This window comes from Arthrobacter sp. A2-55 (genome assembly GCF_025548615.1).
GTDB lineage: Bacteria > Actinomycetota > Actinomycetes > Actinomycetales > Micrococcaceae > Specibacter > Specibacter silviterrae.
On the sequence record NZ_JAJLOZ010000011.1, the window covers coordinates 55529 to 69425 of the forward strand.

Sequence of the window (13897 nt, forward strand, 5' to 3'; positions counted from 1 at the left end):
GGTGAACCGTGCATCCCTTGAGAAGCGTCCGGCAGAAGTGGCAGCCATGTTTGACGACGTGGCCCCCAAATACGACATTGTCAACGACATCCTGTCGATGGGGCAGACGCGCCGCTGGCGCCGGATAGTCTTTGACGCCGTCGGCGCATCGGCCGGCCAGCGCGTGCTGGATCTCGCGGCGGGAACCGGAACCTCCAGCGAACCGTACGCCGACGCCGGCATTCATGTGGTGGCCTGCGACTTCTCCGTGGGCATGCTCAGGGTGGGCAAGCGCCGCCGCCCGGACATTGACTTCATTGCCGGCGACGCCACCAGCCTGCCCTTCGCGGACAACTCCTTTGACGCCAGCACCATTTCCTTTGGCCTGCGCAACGTCATCGACCCGAAGAAGGCGCTGCGGGAGATGCTGCGCGTCACCAAGCCGGGCGGCAAGCTGGTGGTGGCAGAATTCTCCCACCCCACCTTTGCCCCGTTCCGCACCGTTTACACCGAATACCTGATGCGCGCCCTGCCGGCCGTGGCCCGGAAAACTGCTTCCAACCCGGACGCCTACGTGTATCTGGCGGAGTCCATCCGTGCCTGGCCGGACCAGGACAACCTCTCGGCCTGGCTCACAGAATCCGGCTGGGACGCTGTTGCCTACAGGAATTTGAGTGGCGGCATTGTGGCAGTGCACCGCGCTGTGAAGCCTTCCGCCGCCCCTTCGCCGAAGCCCACCGCGAACTGAGATGAAGGTACTTATCGTTGGGGCCGGCCCCGCCGGTTCCACCGCAGCGTGGCACCTTGCCTCCGCCGGGATCGAAACCATCGTGCTGGAAAAGACCCGCTTCCCGCGGGAAAAGGTGTGCGGCGACGGCCTGACGCCGCGCGCCGTGCGCGAAATGCAACTCATGGGCCTGCCCCACTTGGCCGGGGACGGCTGGCGCAAAAACAAGGGCCTGCGCCTGATCGCCGGCGGGCGCACGGTGGAAGTGCCCTGGCCCGAGCTCAGCAATTTCCCCAACTATGGGCTCATCCGCACCCGCCTGGGCTTCGACGAGGCCCTGGCCCGCCACGCCCAGGCCGCAGGGGCGCAGATCCTGGAGGGCCACTCGGTCACGCAGGCCCTGACGGACGGCGGCGGCACGGTGGTGGGTGCCAGGGCGTCGCTGTTGGACGGGGCCGGGCGGAAGACGGGAGAAACGCGGGACTTTCATGCCGACGTGGTCCTGGCCGCGGACGGCAACTCCACCCGGACAGCCGTGTCCCTGGGTCATGAAAAGCGCGACGACCGGCCCATGGGTGTGGCCTACAGGACGTACTTCACCTCCCCGCGCCACGACGACGACTGGATGGAGGGCTGGCTGGAACTGGCCGCGCCCTCCCGTGCCGGGCAGCCAGGCAAGCCGCTGCCCGGCTACGGCTGGGTGTTTGGCGTGGGCGACGGCACCTCCAATGTGGGCCTGGGGATCCTGAACTCGTCCAAGGAATTCGGCAAGCTGGACTATCGGGCGGTGCTGCGCGACTGGACCGCCTCCATGCCGCCGGAGTGGGGCTTCACGCCGGAGAACCAGGTGGGGCCCATCCGCGGCGCCGCCCTCCCCATGGGCTTCAACCGCACGCCGCACTACTCGCCCGGGCTCATGCTGCTGGGCGATGCAGGGGGCATGGTCAGCCCCTTCAACGGCGAAGGCATTTCCTACGCCATGGAATCGGCCCGCTATGCGGCGGAATTCATAGTCCGCGCCGCCGGCACCAATTCCCGCCTGGCTGCAAACCACGCATTGTCCGGCTACAGCGGCTTTGTCCGCGAGCAGTGGGGCAGCCACTTCACGTTGGGCCGGGTGTTTGCCGCACTCATCGGCAAACCGGCCGTGATGAAGCTGGCACTGCGCACCGGCATGCCGCTGCCCGCCCTCATGCACTTCGTGGTCCGGCTCATGGCCAACCTGACCGACCCGGGCGAACGCGGATTTGAGGATAGAGTGATTCAACTACTGGAGAAGCTGGTCCCCGCGACCGGCAACCAAGGCGCCAGCCGCATGTCCAAGCAACAATCCCTACCAATAGTTAGTGTTAAGCAGTGACTACTTCCGCGAACCACAGCTGGACCCACGCCGGCCATGGGCTTCCCGCCACTGAAGACCCCAACCCCAGCACCATGGCCATCGCCACGGGGCTGGCACTGCCGTCAGGTTTTGCCGCCGTCGCCGAAGACCCGGAGCTCGGTCCGTCCATTGCCATGAGCATGGCACGCGTGGAAAAGGTGCTGCGGGAGGCCATCGCGAACTCGGATCCCCTGGCAGACGCCACCAGCCGCCACCTGGTGGAGGCCGGCGGCAAGCGCATCCGCCCCCTGCTCACCCTGCTGGCCGCGCACCTCGGGGACGCGAGCCGGGCGGAGGTGGTGCAGGCCGCCGTCGTGGTTGAACTGACGCACCTGGCCACGCTCTATCACGACGACGTGATGGACTCGGCGCCCTACCGCCGCGGGGCGCCGACGGCCCACGAGGTGTGGGGCAACACGGTGGCCATCCTCACCGGCGACCTCATCTTTGCCCGGGCCTCAATTCTGGTTTCCGAACTGGGCGGCCGGGCCCTGGAAATTCAGGCCCGCACCTTTGAGCGCCTCTGCCTGGGACAGCTCCATGAAACCGTGGGCCCCAGGGCGGATGAAGACCCGGTGGAGCACTATCTGTCCGTCATCGCAGACAAGACCGGTTCGCTGGTGGCTGCTTCCGGACAGCTCGGCGCCATCTTCGCCGGCGTGCCGGAGGAACACCAGAACGTGATGCTGGACTACGGCGAAAAGGTGGGCATCGCCTTCCAGCTCGCCGATGACGTCATTGACGTCACGGGGCTCAAGCAGGTCTCCGGGAAGTCGCCCGGCACGGATCTGCGCGAAGGCGTGCCGACCCTGCCCGTGCTGCTGCTGCGCAAGGCCGCGGCCCGCGGCGACGCAACCGCCAACTCCGTGCTGGAACTGGTGGACGGCGACCTGAGCGGCGACGACGCCCTCGCCGCCGCCGTGTTCGCACTGCGCGCGCACCCCGCCACGGCTGAATCGTGGACCGTGGCGAGGCAATGGTCCGCCGACGCGATTGCCGCCCTGGCGCCGCTGCCGGACGGCATTGTCAAGACCGCGCTGGCCAGCTTTGCCGAGGCGGTTGTCGACCGGGACGTCTAGCCGACCGGGACGCCTAGTTTTCGTCGTCCTCGGTGAAGACCCAGTCCAGCATGTCCAGCACAAATTCACTGAACGTGCCTTCCTCGTTGACCCAGGCACCCGTGGCATTGTTGCGGCGCCACACGATGGGGTCCGGAATGTCCGCCTGGTCGGAGCGCATGCCCCAGGTGTAGTTCTCGTCTTCGTCTTCCAGGAACAGCAGGTAGCCGTCCTCGATTTCCAGCTCCTCGGGGTCCCAGAAGTAGTAGTAGGCCTCCATGAGTTCCTCGCAGTTGCCCACGGCGTGCAGGAATTCACGCAGGGCCTGCGGGACCTGAATGCCCAGCTCGGTGAAGATCGCATCCAGGTCGGCCGTGTCGATCCCATCGGCGGCTTCCCACGCCCCTTCCAGGTACTGGGGCACGAGGGCACGGAACTTCTCCACGAAAATTTCGGACATTCACTTCTCCAAGCTTGGCATGGGCACTGCTGCGGGCTGCACCCTCAATCCTAGCGGCGCCGCCATCGCGGGCTTGCCCAACTGCGGGCGGCCAGCGGGGCGTGCCACTTGAACTTCAGGGCCAGCATGCGCAAAACAAAGACGACGACGGCGGCAGCCGTCCCCGTGGCCAGGTTCAGCCAGCCCAGGTGCCACAGCGCGGTGGCCAGGCCGGCGCCCAGGAACGCGGGGATGGCGTAGAGGTCCTGCGGGTCAAAGACGCGCGGCACGCGGTTGGCCGTGACATCGCGCAGGATGCCGCCGCCCACGGCCGTGGTGACGCCCAGCAGGAGCGCCGCCGCGGCATTCATGCCTGCATCCAGGGCCTTCAGCGTGCCGGTGATGCAAAACAGGGCCAGCCCGCCGGCGTCGAACGTCAGCACCAGGCGGCTGACCCGTTCCACCCCGCCCACCAGGAAATACACCACGGCGGCCGCCAGCAGGGGCGGGAGCATGTAAACGGGGTTGCTGAAGGCTGCTGGCGGGCCGGCGTTCAGCACCAGGTCTCGCACCACTCCGCCGCCCAGTCCCACCAGGGAACCCAGCAGCACCGATCCCACCAGGTCAAAACCCTTGCGCGCGGCCAGCAGGGAGCCTGAGACGGCGAAGAAGAATACGCCCAAAAGGTCCAGCATCAGGGCAAGGTTGAGGGGCATGGCAGCTGTTCGTCTCTGTTGGCGGTGTTCTCGGGTGGTGCAGGCCATGGCACGGGCCGGCTTAAGCGTACGGTGGCTGGCACGCAACGGGCCAACGGGCGTGTCATCGACGGCGATCGTGGATACGCTGGCACCATGGACTACGCCCACGCGCAACCGCTCATCCACATCGAGGACTTCCGCATGCAGTTTGGCGAGAAGACTGTCATTGACGGGCTGTCCTTTGACGTGGCCCGTGGGGAGACATTCGGGTTTCTGGGCAGCAACGGCAGCGGCAAGACCACCACCATCCGGGCCCTGCTGGGCATCTACCGCCCCACCTCGGGGACGCTGCACATCAACGGGAAGGTGTTCAGTGACGACTACGGTGCACGGCTTGGCTACCTGCCGGAGGAGCGCGGGCTGTACAAAAAGGAGTCCGTGCTGGACGTCATGACGTACTTTGGCCGGCTCAAGGGGCTGTCCCGGCAGGAATCGCAGCAATTTTCCCGCGACTACCTGGACCGGGTGGACCTGGCCGACAAGGCTGATGTGCGCGTGGACAAGCTCTCCGGCGGACAGCAGCAAAAAATCCAGCTGGGGGTGACCATCATGAATGACCCCGAACTTCTGATCCTGGACGAGCCCACCAAGGGCTTTGACCCGGTGAACCGGCGGCTGCTGATGGACATCATCGAGGACAGGAAGAAGGCCGGCGCCACCGTCATGATGGTCACCCACCAGATGGAGGAGGTGGAGCGGCTGTGCGACCGGATTGTGCTGCTCAAGGACGGGCGGAGCGAGGCCTACGGCACCATCGATGAGGTGCAAAACCAATTTGGCGGGCGCACGGTGCGGCTCAAGCACACCGGCACGGTCCCCGATTCCCCTGACTACACGGTGACATTGCGGGAAACCAACTATTCGGAGCTGGCCCTGGACGACTCCGTGGATGAGGCCGAGGTGCTGCGCGGCCTGGTCCAGGCGGGCGTGGTGGTGCGCGGCTTTGTTGCCGCGAAGCGGAGCCTGGACGACATCTTTTTGCAGGTCTACGGCGAAAAGGCGGCCGTCGAAACGGGGGCGAAATAACATGGCGCGGCACAACCTGGGCACCGTGGTGCACTTTGAATTCACCCGTACCGTCAAGAAGCGGCGTTTCTGGATTGCCACCCTGGCCATCCCCATTCTGCTCGCCATAGTCTTTGGCCTGGTCTTCGCCAGCAACTCCTCCACGAAGTCCCAGGCGGACGCGCAGAAGCACGACAAGATTTCCTTCACGTACACCGACTCGTCCGCCATGGTGGACCCCGCCCTGGCCAAGGCCATGGGAGGTGCGGTGGAAGCAGACCCGGGCACCGCCGTCGAACGCGTCAAGGCCGGCACCCTCAACGCGTACTTCAGCTTCCCGGCCAATCCGGCCAAGGAGACGGTCAACGTGTACGGCACCGACCAGGGCATCTTCAAGAACGGCAGCTACGACGCCGTGGCCAAGCAACTGCTGGTGCTGTCGGCCCAGGAAAAGGTGGGCTCGGCGGAGCTGGCCGCGGCCGTGCAGGGCAATTTCCGTTCGGACACCCAGACGTACAAGGACGGGCAGCTCTCCGGCGGGCTGGAGACAGTGGTGCCGCCGCTGCTGTTCCTGGTCCTCTTTTATGTGGTGATCATCCTGCTGGCCAACCAGATGCTGGCGTCCACGCTGGAGGAGAAGGAAAACCGGGTCACCGAAATGATCCTGACCACGCTCAACCCGACCACGCTGGTGGTGGGCAAGGTGATCTCCTTGTTCCTGGTGGGCGCCGTGCAGGCCCTGGTCTTTGCCACGCCCATGGTGGCCGGCTACGTGTTCTTCCGCGACCAGCTGTCCATGCCGGACTTCGACCTCTCACACCTGCAGTTCCAGTTCTGGCCCATGCTGGTGGGTGCGCTGTTGTTTGTGGGCGGCTTCATCCTGTTCACCGGCGTCCTGGTCTCCATTGGTGCGGTGATGCCCACGGCCAAGGACGCCAGCACCGTGTTTGCGCCCGTCATGATCATGATGTTCATCCCCTTCTACATTGTGACCATGGTGGTCAGCGACCCCGGCAACCTCATTGTGCAGATTTTTACCTTCTTCCCGTTCACCGCGCCCATCACGGCCATGCTGCGGAACGGTTTTGGTTCGCTGGGCGGACCCGCGGCAGCGGTGGTGATCGTGGAGCTCTTTGTCTTCGGCTTTGCGGCCCTGCGCCTGGCCGTGCACCTGTTCCGCTACGGCTCCATTGAGTACTCGCGCAAGCTGTCCCTTCGGACGGCATTTGCCAGGAAGGGCTGAGGCCCATGGAACGCAGGGTGCTGTGGGTGGCCATCCTGGCGTCCTTTGTGGCGTTCCTGGACGGGGCCATTGTGAACGTGGCGCTGCCGGCCATGACCCGGGAGCTGGGCGGGGGGATCACCACGCAGCAGTGGGTGGTGGACGCCTACCTGCTCACGCTAGGCTCGCTGATCCTCATTGCCGGCTCCCTGTCCGACACCCTGGGCCGCGTGCGGATCCTGCGGGCCGGGCTGCTGGTCTTTGGGGTGGCGTCCCTGGCCTGTGCGTTTGCCCCCAGCGCCCTGCTCCTGGTGGTTTCGCGTGCCGTGCAGGGTGCCGGGGCCGCACTGCTGGTGCCCAGTTCCCTGGCATTGATCACCTCCACCTTCAGCGGGCCAGCCCAAGGCAAGGCGATCGGCAGGTGGACGGCGTGGACGGGTACGGCGTTCCTGGCCGGGCCCCTGCTGGGCGGGCTGCTGGTTGACTATTCCAGCTGGCGGCTGGTCTTCGCCATCAATGTCCTGCCCATTGCCGCCACCTTCTGGCTGCTCAAGGGCCTGGCCCTTCCCGCTGCCCCCGCGGACGACGCCGGGGCTGCCGCCGGCGCCAGGAGGCGGGTGGACGTGCCGGGGGCCCTCCTGGCCTCGGTGGGGCTGGGCGGCACCGTGTTTGCGTTGATTGAACAGGACAGGCTGGGATGGGGGAGCCCGGCGGTCTTTGTGCCCTTCACCGTGGGCGTGGCTGCCCTGGCCGTGTTTCTCTGGTGGGAGGCGCGCACCCCGCAGCCCATGATGCCGCTGCCGCTGTTCCGGACCAGGAACTTCGGCATGGGCAATGTGGCCACGGCCTTCATCTATGCCGGGGTGTCGCTGGGCGGCCTCATGATGGTGCTGTTCCTGCAGGAAGTGGCGGGGTTTTCGGCTGCTCTTGCGGGCCTGGCCTCGATGCCCACTGCGGTCATCATGCTGCTGCTGTCCGGCCCTTTTGGCACGCTGGCCGGCAAGTACGGGCCCCGGCTGTTCATGGCGGTTGGCCCCATTGTGGCGGGAACAGGCTACCTGCTCATGGCCACCACTTCCGTCCCGTTCAATTTTTGGCTGCACATCCTGCCGGGCATCCTGGTGTTCGCGGTGGGCATGTCCATGACGGTGGCACCCCTCACCGCCGCAATCCTCGGGGCCGTCCCCACGAAGCAAAGCGGCATAGGATCGGCCATCAACAATGCCGTTTCCCGGGTGGCCGGGCTGATCGCTGTGGCCCTGGCCGGCGTGATGCTTGGCGGCGTGCTGGACTTTGACTCATTTCGACGCATTGTGGCCATTACGGCGGCGCTGTTCATCACAGGCGGCGTGATTTCGGCGCTGGGCATTGTCAACACGGGGTTGCGGGGCGTCAAGCAGACACAGGCCGCCGCTTAACGCCGTACATTGGCTTGCAACGGCCCTCTGGCGGGACCCGTATTGATGAAAGGAAGCACTCCATGGGCCTTGAAACTGTGATGGTTGCCTGCTCGCACGGCACCAACAACACGGAGGGCCGGGCGCGGATCAACCAGCTCCGGGCGGACATCGCGGTCCTTCGCCCCGGGCTTACGGTGCTGGAGGCCTACGTCGATGTGCAGGAGCCGGCCCTGCCCGATGTGGTGGCGGGGCTGCCCGAGGGGGTTCGGGCCGTCGTAGTGCCGTTGCTGCTGACGGTGGGCTACCACGTCCAGGTGGACATAGCCCAGGCCGTGGCAAGCCGGCCCGGCACTCTCGCCGCCGCACCGTTGGGGCCGGATCCGCGGCTGGCCGGACTGCTGCATGAACGGCTCGGCACTCTGCCTCACGGGTGGGGGATTGTGCTGGCCGCAGCCGGTTCCTCGCGGCCGGAGGCGGCCGAACAGATCGAGGTGCTTGCGGCGGACCTGGCCGTTCGCAGGCCGGAGCGGGTGCTTGCGGCCTACGGCGCCAGCGCCCGCCCCTCAGTGCCGGAAGCCGTGGCGCAGCTGCGCGCGGAGGGGGCGTCCGGCGTCGCGGTTGCCTCCTACCTGCTGGCGCCCGGCTACTTCCACGACCAGCTCTCGCTGGCCGGAGCCGATGCGGTGTCCGAGCCGCTGCTGCCGTCCGGACTGGTGGCACAGCTGGCGCTGGAGCACTTCGACGCTGCGGTTTCCCGGGCTGCCTAGTATTTCGGCGCGGGGGTTCACGGTGAACTTGGCGCCGGGTGACACAAAGCCCGGACCAGTGACATGCGGCTCCGGGACCTACACGGACCCGCCCACCAAGGCGACCGGCCCGGCGTCGTGCTTGTTACGGGTTGCCAAGCACAACCGGGCCGGAAATGGGGCACGTGACGAAATATTGCCTAAGGTGAACCCGCGTTGCATCCCTTGTTTGCCGTCAATGGCGGGCAATCTACGCTCGTTTCATGACACAGACAGCTCTAGCCGGAGCAACCGCCCCTGGCACTGACAACGGGACAGCCACCACAACTGCAGGGGCCGCCGCCGCGCATGCCTCCCGCCCTGTCCGCGTGCGCCCCGCAACGAAGCCGCATGGGCAGTGGGTTGTGGACGGCAAGGCCCCGCTGAACCCTGTCGAGGCGTGGAAGCAGGAGGACGACGGTCTCTCCGTGCGCCACCGCATTGAGACGATCTACTCCAAGCAGGGCTTCGACTCCATCGCCGACGACGACCTGCACGGCCGGTTCCGCTGGTGGGGGCTGTACACGCAGCGCAAGCAGGGGATCGACGGCGGCAAGACGGCCTCCCTGGAACCGCACGAGCTTGAGGACAGCTACCTCATGATGCGTGTGAGGACCGACGGCGGCAAGCTCACCACCGAGCAGCTGCGCGTGATCGGCCAAATTTCTGTTGACTTTGCCCGCAACACGGCAGATTTGACCAACCGCCAAAACATCCAGTTCCACTGGATTGAGGTGGAAAACGTCCCGGAGATCTGGCGCCGCCTCGAGGCCGTGGGCCTGCAAACCACAGAGGCGTGCGGCGACGTTCCCCGCGGCATGCTGGGTTCCCCCGTGGCAGGCATTGCCAAGGCGGAAATCATCGACCCCACCGATTTCCTGCAGGAGCTGCGCGAGCGGTTCATCGGCAACCCACAGTTCTCCAACCTGCCGCGCAAGTACAAAACGTCCATCACGGGCTACCCGGACCACGACACCATCCACGAGATCAACGACATCTCCTTTGTTGGCGTGCGGCACCCGGAACTCGGCCCCGGTTACGACCTGTGGGTGGGCGGCGGGCTCTCCACCGCGCCCCGGCTGGCGCAGCGCGTGGGCGTGTTCGTGCCGCCGGAGGACGGGCCGGCCGTCTGGGAGGGCGTCACCAGCATCTTTCGCGACTACGGCTACCGGCGGATGCGCAACAAGGCCCGCCTGAAGTTCCTGGTGGAGGACTGGGGAGCGGAAAAGTTCCGGCAGGTCCTGGAGGATGAATACCTTGGCCGCAAGCTGCCCGACGGCGTGGCCCCGCCGAAGGCCACCGTCAACGGCGACCATGTTGGTGTCCACGAACAGAAGGACGGCAAGTTCTTCATCGGCGCAGCCCCGTTTGTGGGCCGCTTCTCCGGCACGCAGATGCTGGCCCTCGCGGACCTCCTGGAAGCCCATGGCTCCCACCGCCTGCGCACCACCCCGCTGCAAAAGATCATTGCCCTGGACATTTCCCAGGACAAGGTCGAGGCAGTGGTGGCCGGTTTGGACGAGCTTGGCTTGTCCGCCCGCCCGTCAGTGTTCCGCCGCAACACCATGGCGTGCACCGGCATCGAGTTCTGCAAGCTCGCCATCGTCAACACGAAGGACACGGCCATCGACGTGATCGGCCAGCTCGAGGTGCGCCTGGCCGACCTGGTCGACGCCGGCGTGCTGGGCGATCCCATCACCCTCTACCTCAACGGCTGCCCCAACTCCTGCGCCCGCATCCAGACGGCCGACATTGGCCTGAAGGGCATTGTGGTCCCCACGGACGACGGCGGCACAACAGGAGGCTTCCAGGTCCACCTGGGCGGGGGCTTGTCTTCGCACAACCGCGAAGAGGCAGGCCTGGGCCGCACCGTCCGCGGCCTGAAGGTTGCCATCGACGACCTGGCCGACTACGTGGAGCGCGTCATCCGCAGCTATGCGGCCAACAAGCTGGCGGAGGAGACCTTCGCCGAATTCGCACACCGCGTGGATGAGGAGCTGCTGAAATGACACGATCCGATCCGCTGGTCGAGCTTGTCGAGACCCCGGTCCGCACCCACGCAGAACTGAAGGCCCTGGCCAAAGCCGGTGCCGCCGAGCTTGGCTGGGACGCGTCTGCCAAGGATGTCATCGCCTGGGTGGCGAAAAACTTCAAAACCGGGGCGGCCGCCGTCGCCTGTTCCATGGCCGACGCCGTGCTGCCGGCCCTGGTCGCCGAGCAGCTCCCCGGCGTGGACGTCCTTTTTCTGGACACCGGCTATCACTTCCCGGAGACCTATGCCACCCGCAACGAGGTGGCGGAAAACCTGCGGGTGAACGTGGTGGACGTGAAGCCGGAGCACTCCGTGGCGGAACAGGATTCGCTGCTGGGCAAGGATCTCTTTGCCCGCGACCCTGCCCAATGCTGCGCACTGCGGAAGGTGGAGCCGCTGCACCGTTCGCTGCAGGGCTACGAACTGTGGTTCACCGGCGTGCGCCGCGACGAGGCACCCACACGGACCAATACGCCGCTGGTCAGTTGGGACGAGAAGAACGGCCTGGTCAAGGTCAACCCGGTTGCCACCTGGTCCTATGAGGAATTGATCAGCTACTCGGAGGAGAACCTCCTCCCCGTCAACCCATTGCTCAGCCAGGGCTACCCGTCCATCGGCTGCGCCCCGTGCACCAAGAAAGTGGCCCCCGGCGCGGACCCCAGGTCCGGACGCTGGGCCGGAACCTCCAAGACAGAATGCGGATTACACGTATGAGCACCCAAGTCACTGAAGCTGTGATTGACCCCGTCGATGTCCTGACATCCCTCGACCTCCTTGAATCCGAGGCCATCCACATTATTCGCGAGGTGGTGGCTGAGTTTGAGCGCCCCGCGCTGCTGTTTTCCGGCGGCAAGGACTCAGTGTTGATGCTGCACCTGGCCACGAAGGCGTTCTGGCCGGGCAAGGTGCCGTTCCCCGTGCTGCACGTGGACACCGGCCACAACTTCCCGGAGGTCATCGAGTTCCGCGACCGCACCGTGGAACGATTGGGGCTGCGCCTGGAGGTGGGCTCCGTCCAGGAGTTCATTGACAGGGGCGAACTTGCAGAACGGGCTGATGGCACCCGCAATCCGCTGCAGACCGTGCCGCTGCTTGACGCCATTTCACGCAACAAGTTCGACGCCGTGTTTGGCGGCGGCCGCCGCGACGAGGACAAGGCCCGCGCCAAGGAGCGAATCCTGTCCCTGCGCGACGAGTTCGGCCAGTGGGACCCCCGCAACCAGCGCCCCGAACTGTGGAACCTCTACAACGGCCGCCACACGGTGGGCCAGCATGTGCGTGCCTTCCCCATCAGCAACTGGACCGAACTGGATGTGTGGAGGTACATCGCCCGCGAAGGCATTGAGCTGCCGCCGCTGTACTACGCCCACGAACGCGAAGTTTTTGCCCGCGACGGCATGTGGCGGGCAGTGGGCGAGGTTTCGCAGCCGCTCCCGGACGAGGAAGTGGTCATCAAGCAGGTCCGCTACCGCACTGTGGGGGACATGTCCTGCACCGGGGCAGTGGTCTCCAACGCCACCACCGTCCATGACGTGGTGCGCGAAGTTGCCGCCTCCACCCTGACCGAACGTGGCGCCACGCGGGCCGATGACCGCATCTCCGAGGCAGCCATGGAAGACCGCAAGAAAGACGGCTATTTCTAATGAGCATCATCGAAGCCCCACTCGCGCAGCTGACCCTGTTCCGCTTTGCCACCGCCGGCTCCGTCGACGACGGCAAGTCCACCCTGGTGGGCCGCCTGCTCCATGATTCCAAGGCGATCCTGGCCGACACGCTCGACGCCGTCACCCGAACGTCGGAGCGGCGCGGCTTTGGCGGGGAAAACGGCAGCACCCAGAAGATTGACCTGGCGCTGCTCACGGACGGCCTGCGCGCCGAGCGCGAGCAGGGCATCACGATCGACGTGGCCTACCGGTACTTTTCCACCGACCGCCGCAGCTTCATCCTGGCGGACACCCCGGGACATGTGCAGTACACCAAGAACACGGTGACGGGCGCGTCCACTGCGGATGCCGTCGTCGTGCTTGTCGATGCCCGCAAGGGCGTGCTGGAGCAGACGCGCCGGCACCTGTCCGTGCTGCGGCTGTTGCGGGTGCCCAACGTGGTGGTTGCGGTCAACAAGATTGACCTGGTGGACTTCAGCGAGTCAACGTTCCGCGCCATCGAGGCCGATGCCCAGGCCGTGGCTGGCGAGATCGGCCTCAGCGATGTGCTGGTGGTCCCGGTGTCCGCGCTGGAGGGCGACAACGTGGTGGAACGCTCCGCCCACACGCCCTGGTACACGGGTGCCACGCTGCTGGAGATCCTGGAAACCCTGCCCACCACAGACGAGCTGGAACGCGGGCTGGAGCCGTTCCGCTTCCCCGTCCAGCTGGTCATCCGCCCGCAAGGCGCGCTGGCCCCGGAGCTTTCTTCCGCGTTCGACGCCGGCGCCTCCTTCCGCGACTACCGCGCCTATGCGGGGCAAGTGGCTTCGGGCTCGGTGTCCGTGGGTGACGAGATCACCGTGCTGCCGTCCGGGCGGAAGGCGTCAGTGGTGGGGATTGACTTTGCGGGGCGTGCCCTGGACCGTGCCGTGGCTCCCCAGTCCGTTTCGCTGCGGCTGAGCGAGGAGATCGACATTGCCCGGGGCGACGTGATCGCCGCCACCGGGACGTTTGGAGAGGTCAAGCAAGACTTGTATGCGGAGCTGTGCTGGCTTTCGGCCAAGCCGCTGCGCGAGGGTGCCAAGGTACTGATCAAGCACGGCAGCAAAACTGTTCAGGGCCTGGTCCGCGCCGTGACGGGCAAGCTGGACCTGGAGACGTTTGGCTACGGGGCTGTTTCGGGCTTGGAGCTGAATGACATTGGCACGGCACAGATCCGGCTGTCCTCGGCACTGCCCATTGAGACGTATGCGCTGCACCGGCGCACCGGCGCGTTCCTGGTGGTCGACCCCCAGGACGGCAACACGCTGGCCGCCGGCCTGGTCAAGGACCACCCGGGCGACCACGAGGATGAGCGCTACGTGATCTAGCCCCTGGTGGCCGGGCTTGTCGCCGGTGGTCGAGCTTGTCGAGGCTCTGGTTTTGCCGCCGTTTCCGCACTTTTTGGCGCCGCTGTGTCGGTCGC

The 13897-nt window shown here is 66.1% G+C and carries 13 protein-coding genes; 11 read left to right on the forward strand and 2 right to left on the reverse strand.

All coding sequences use genetic code 11. The features are described 5' to 3' along the window. The first annotated feature begins 1 nt into the window (after position 1). The 3 genes from LPN03_RS05200 to LPN03_RS05210 are packed head-to-tail and all read left to right on the forward strand — an operon-like array spanning position 2 to position 3166. The gene (locus tag LPN03_RS05200; RefSeq protein WP_262453383.1) at positions 2–727 is read left to right on the forward strand and encodes a demethylmenaquinone methyltransferase; all 726 of its coding nucleotides are present in this window, start codon (positions 2–4) and stop codon (positions 725–727) included. Between the two features lies 1 nt (position 728). Then, the gene (locus LPN03_RS05205) at positions 729–2066 is read left to right on the forward strand and encodes a geranylgeranyl reductase family protein (protein ID WP_262453384.1); all 1338 of its coding nucleotides are present in this window, start codon (positions 729–731) and stop codon (positions 2064–2066) included. Then, positions 2063–3166, forward strand: a complete 1104-nt coding sequence (locus LPN03_RS05210) for a polyprenyl synthetase family protein (RefSeq protein WP_262453385.1) — start codon at positions 2063–2065, stop codon at positions 3164–3166. Before LPN03_RS05205 ends, LPN03_RS05210 begins: the two co-directional genes overlap by 4 nt. Before the next feature lie 13 nt (positions 3167–3179). On the opposite strand, the gene LPN03_RS05215 is transcribed toward LPN03_RS05210, so the two are convergent. After that, positions 3180–3605: a hypothetical protein gene (locus tag LPN03_RS05215; RefSeq protein WP_165182075.1), complete on the reverse strand. Its 426-nt coding sequence runs from the start codon at positions 3603–3605 to the stop codon at positions 3180–3182. 50 nt (positions 3606–3655) lie between these two features. Then, entirely contained in the window at positions 3656–4300 is a 645-nt protein-coding gene (locus LPN03_RS05220; protein WP_165182076.1) for a trimeric intracellular cation channel family protein, read from the reverse strand. Between the two features lie 135 nt (positions 4301–4435). On the opposite strand from LPN03_RS05220, the gene LPN03_RS05225 reads away from it, so the two are divergent. The 8 genes from LPN03_RS05225 to LPN03_RS05260 all read left to right on the forward strand — a co-directional run bounded on the left by LPN03_RS05225 (position 4436) and on the right by LPN03_RS05260 (position 13802). Next, complete coding sequence (locus LPN03_RS05225; RefSeq protein WP_262453386.1) at positions 4436–5368, forward strand: ABC transporter ATP-binding protein; 933 nt, start codon at positions 4436–4438, stop codon at positions 5366–5368. 1 nt (position 5369) lies between these two features. Next, positions 5370–6590 carry an ABC transporter permease gene (locus tag LPN03_RS05230; protein WP_262453387.1) on the forward strand — a complete coding sequence of 407 codons (1221 nt, stop codon included), beginning with the start codon at positions 5370–5372 and terminating at the stop codon, positions 6588–6590. A gap of 5 nt (positions 6591–6595) precedes the next feature. Then, positions 6596–7987 carry an MFS transporter gene (locus LPN03_RS05235; protein ID WP_262453388.1) on the forward strand — a complete coding sequence of 464 codons (1392 nt, stop codon included), beginning with the start codon at positions 6596–6598 and terminating at the stop codon, positions 7985–7987. A 62-nt stretch (positions 7988–8049) separates the two neighbouring features. Then, a complete protein-coding gene (locus LPN03_RS05240; RefSeq protein ID WP_262453389.1) occupies positions 8050–8736 on the forward strand; it encodes a sirohydrochlorin chelatase in 687 nt (228 codons plus the stop codon). A 242-nt stretch (positions 8737–8978) separates the two neighbouring features. Continuing rightward, positions 8979–10763 carry a nitrite/sulfite reductase gene (locus LPN03_RS05245; protein ID WP_262453390.1) on the forward strand — a complete coding sequence of 595 codons (1785 nt, stop codon included), beginning with the start codon at positions 8979–8981 and terminating at the stop codon, positions 10761–10763. Continuing rightward, positions 10760–11500, forward strand: coding sequence for a phosphoadenylyl-sulfate reductase (locus LPN03_RS05250; protein ID WP_262453391.1), 741 nt, complete (start codon positions 10760–10762; stop codon positions 11498–11500). Before LPN03_RS05245 ends, LPN03_RS05250 begins: the two co-directional genes overlap by 4 nt. Further along, positions 11497–12429, forward strand: a complete 933-nt coding sequence (gene cysD, locus LPN03_RS05255; RefSeq protein ID WP_205678183.1) for a sulfate adenylyltransferase subunit CysD — start codon at positions 11497–11499, stop codon at positions 12427–12429. The genes LPN03_RS05250 and cysD overlap by 4 nt, the downstream gene beginning before the upstream one ends. Further along, complete coding sequence (locus LPN03_RS05260) at positions 12429–13802, forward strand: sulfate adenylyltransferase subunit 1 (RefSeq protein WP_165182085.1); 1374 nt, start codon at positions 12429–12431, stop codon at positions 13800–13802. The genes cysD and LPN03_RS05260 overlap by 1 nt, the downstream gene beginning before the upstream one ends. The last annotated feature ends 95 nt before the right edge of the window (positions 13803–13897 follow it).

Coding starts and splice junctions, on each gene's coding strand:
- LPN03_RS05205 (WP_262453384.1), top strand. CDS start 729: ATGAAGGTACTTATCGTTGGGGCCGGCCCCGCCGGTTCCACCGCAGCG.
- LPN03_RS05215 (WP_165182075.1), bottom strand. CDS start 3,605: ATGTCCGAAATTTTCGTGGAGAAGTTCCGTGCCCTCGTGCCCCAGTAC.
- LPN03_RS05220 (WP_165182076.1), bottom strand. CDS start 4,300: ATGCCCCTCAACCTTGCCCTGATGCTGGACCTTTTGGGCGTATTCTTC.
- LPN03_RS05225 (WP_262453386.1), top strand. CDS start 4,436: ATGGACTACGCCCACGCGCAACCGCTCATCCACATCGAGGACTTCCGC.
- LPN03_RS05230 (WP_262453387.1), top strand. CDS start 5,370: ATGGCGCGGCACAACCTGGGCACCGTGGTGCACTTTGAATTCACCCGT.
- LPN03_RS05235 (WP_262453388.1), top strand. CDS start 6,596: ATGGAACGCAGGGTGCTGTGGGTGGCCATCCTGGCGTCCTTTGTGGCG.
- LPN03_RS05240 (WP_262453389.1), top strand. CDS start 8,050: ATGGGCCTTGAAACTGTGATGGTTGCCTGCTCGCACGGCACCAACAAC.
- LPN03_RS05245 (WP_262453390.1), top strand. CDS start 8,979: ATGACACAGACAGCTCTAGCCGGAGCAACCGCCCCTGGCACTGACAAC.
- LPN03_RS05250 (WP_262453391.1), top strand. CDS start 10,760: ATGACACGATCCGATCCGCTGGTCGAGCTTGTCGAGACCCCGGTCCGC.
- cysD (WP_205678183.1), top strand. CDS start 11,497: ATGAGCACCCAAGTCACTGAAGCTGTGATTGACCCCGTCGATGTCCTG.
- LPN03_RS05260 (WP_165182085.1), top strand. CDS start 12,429: ATGAGCATCATCGAAGCCCCACTCGCGCAGCTGACCCTGTTCCGCTTT.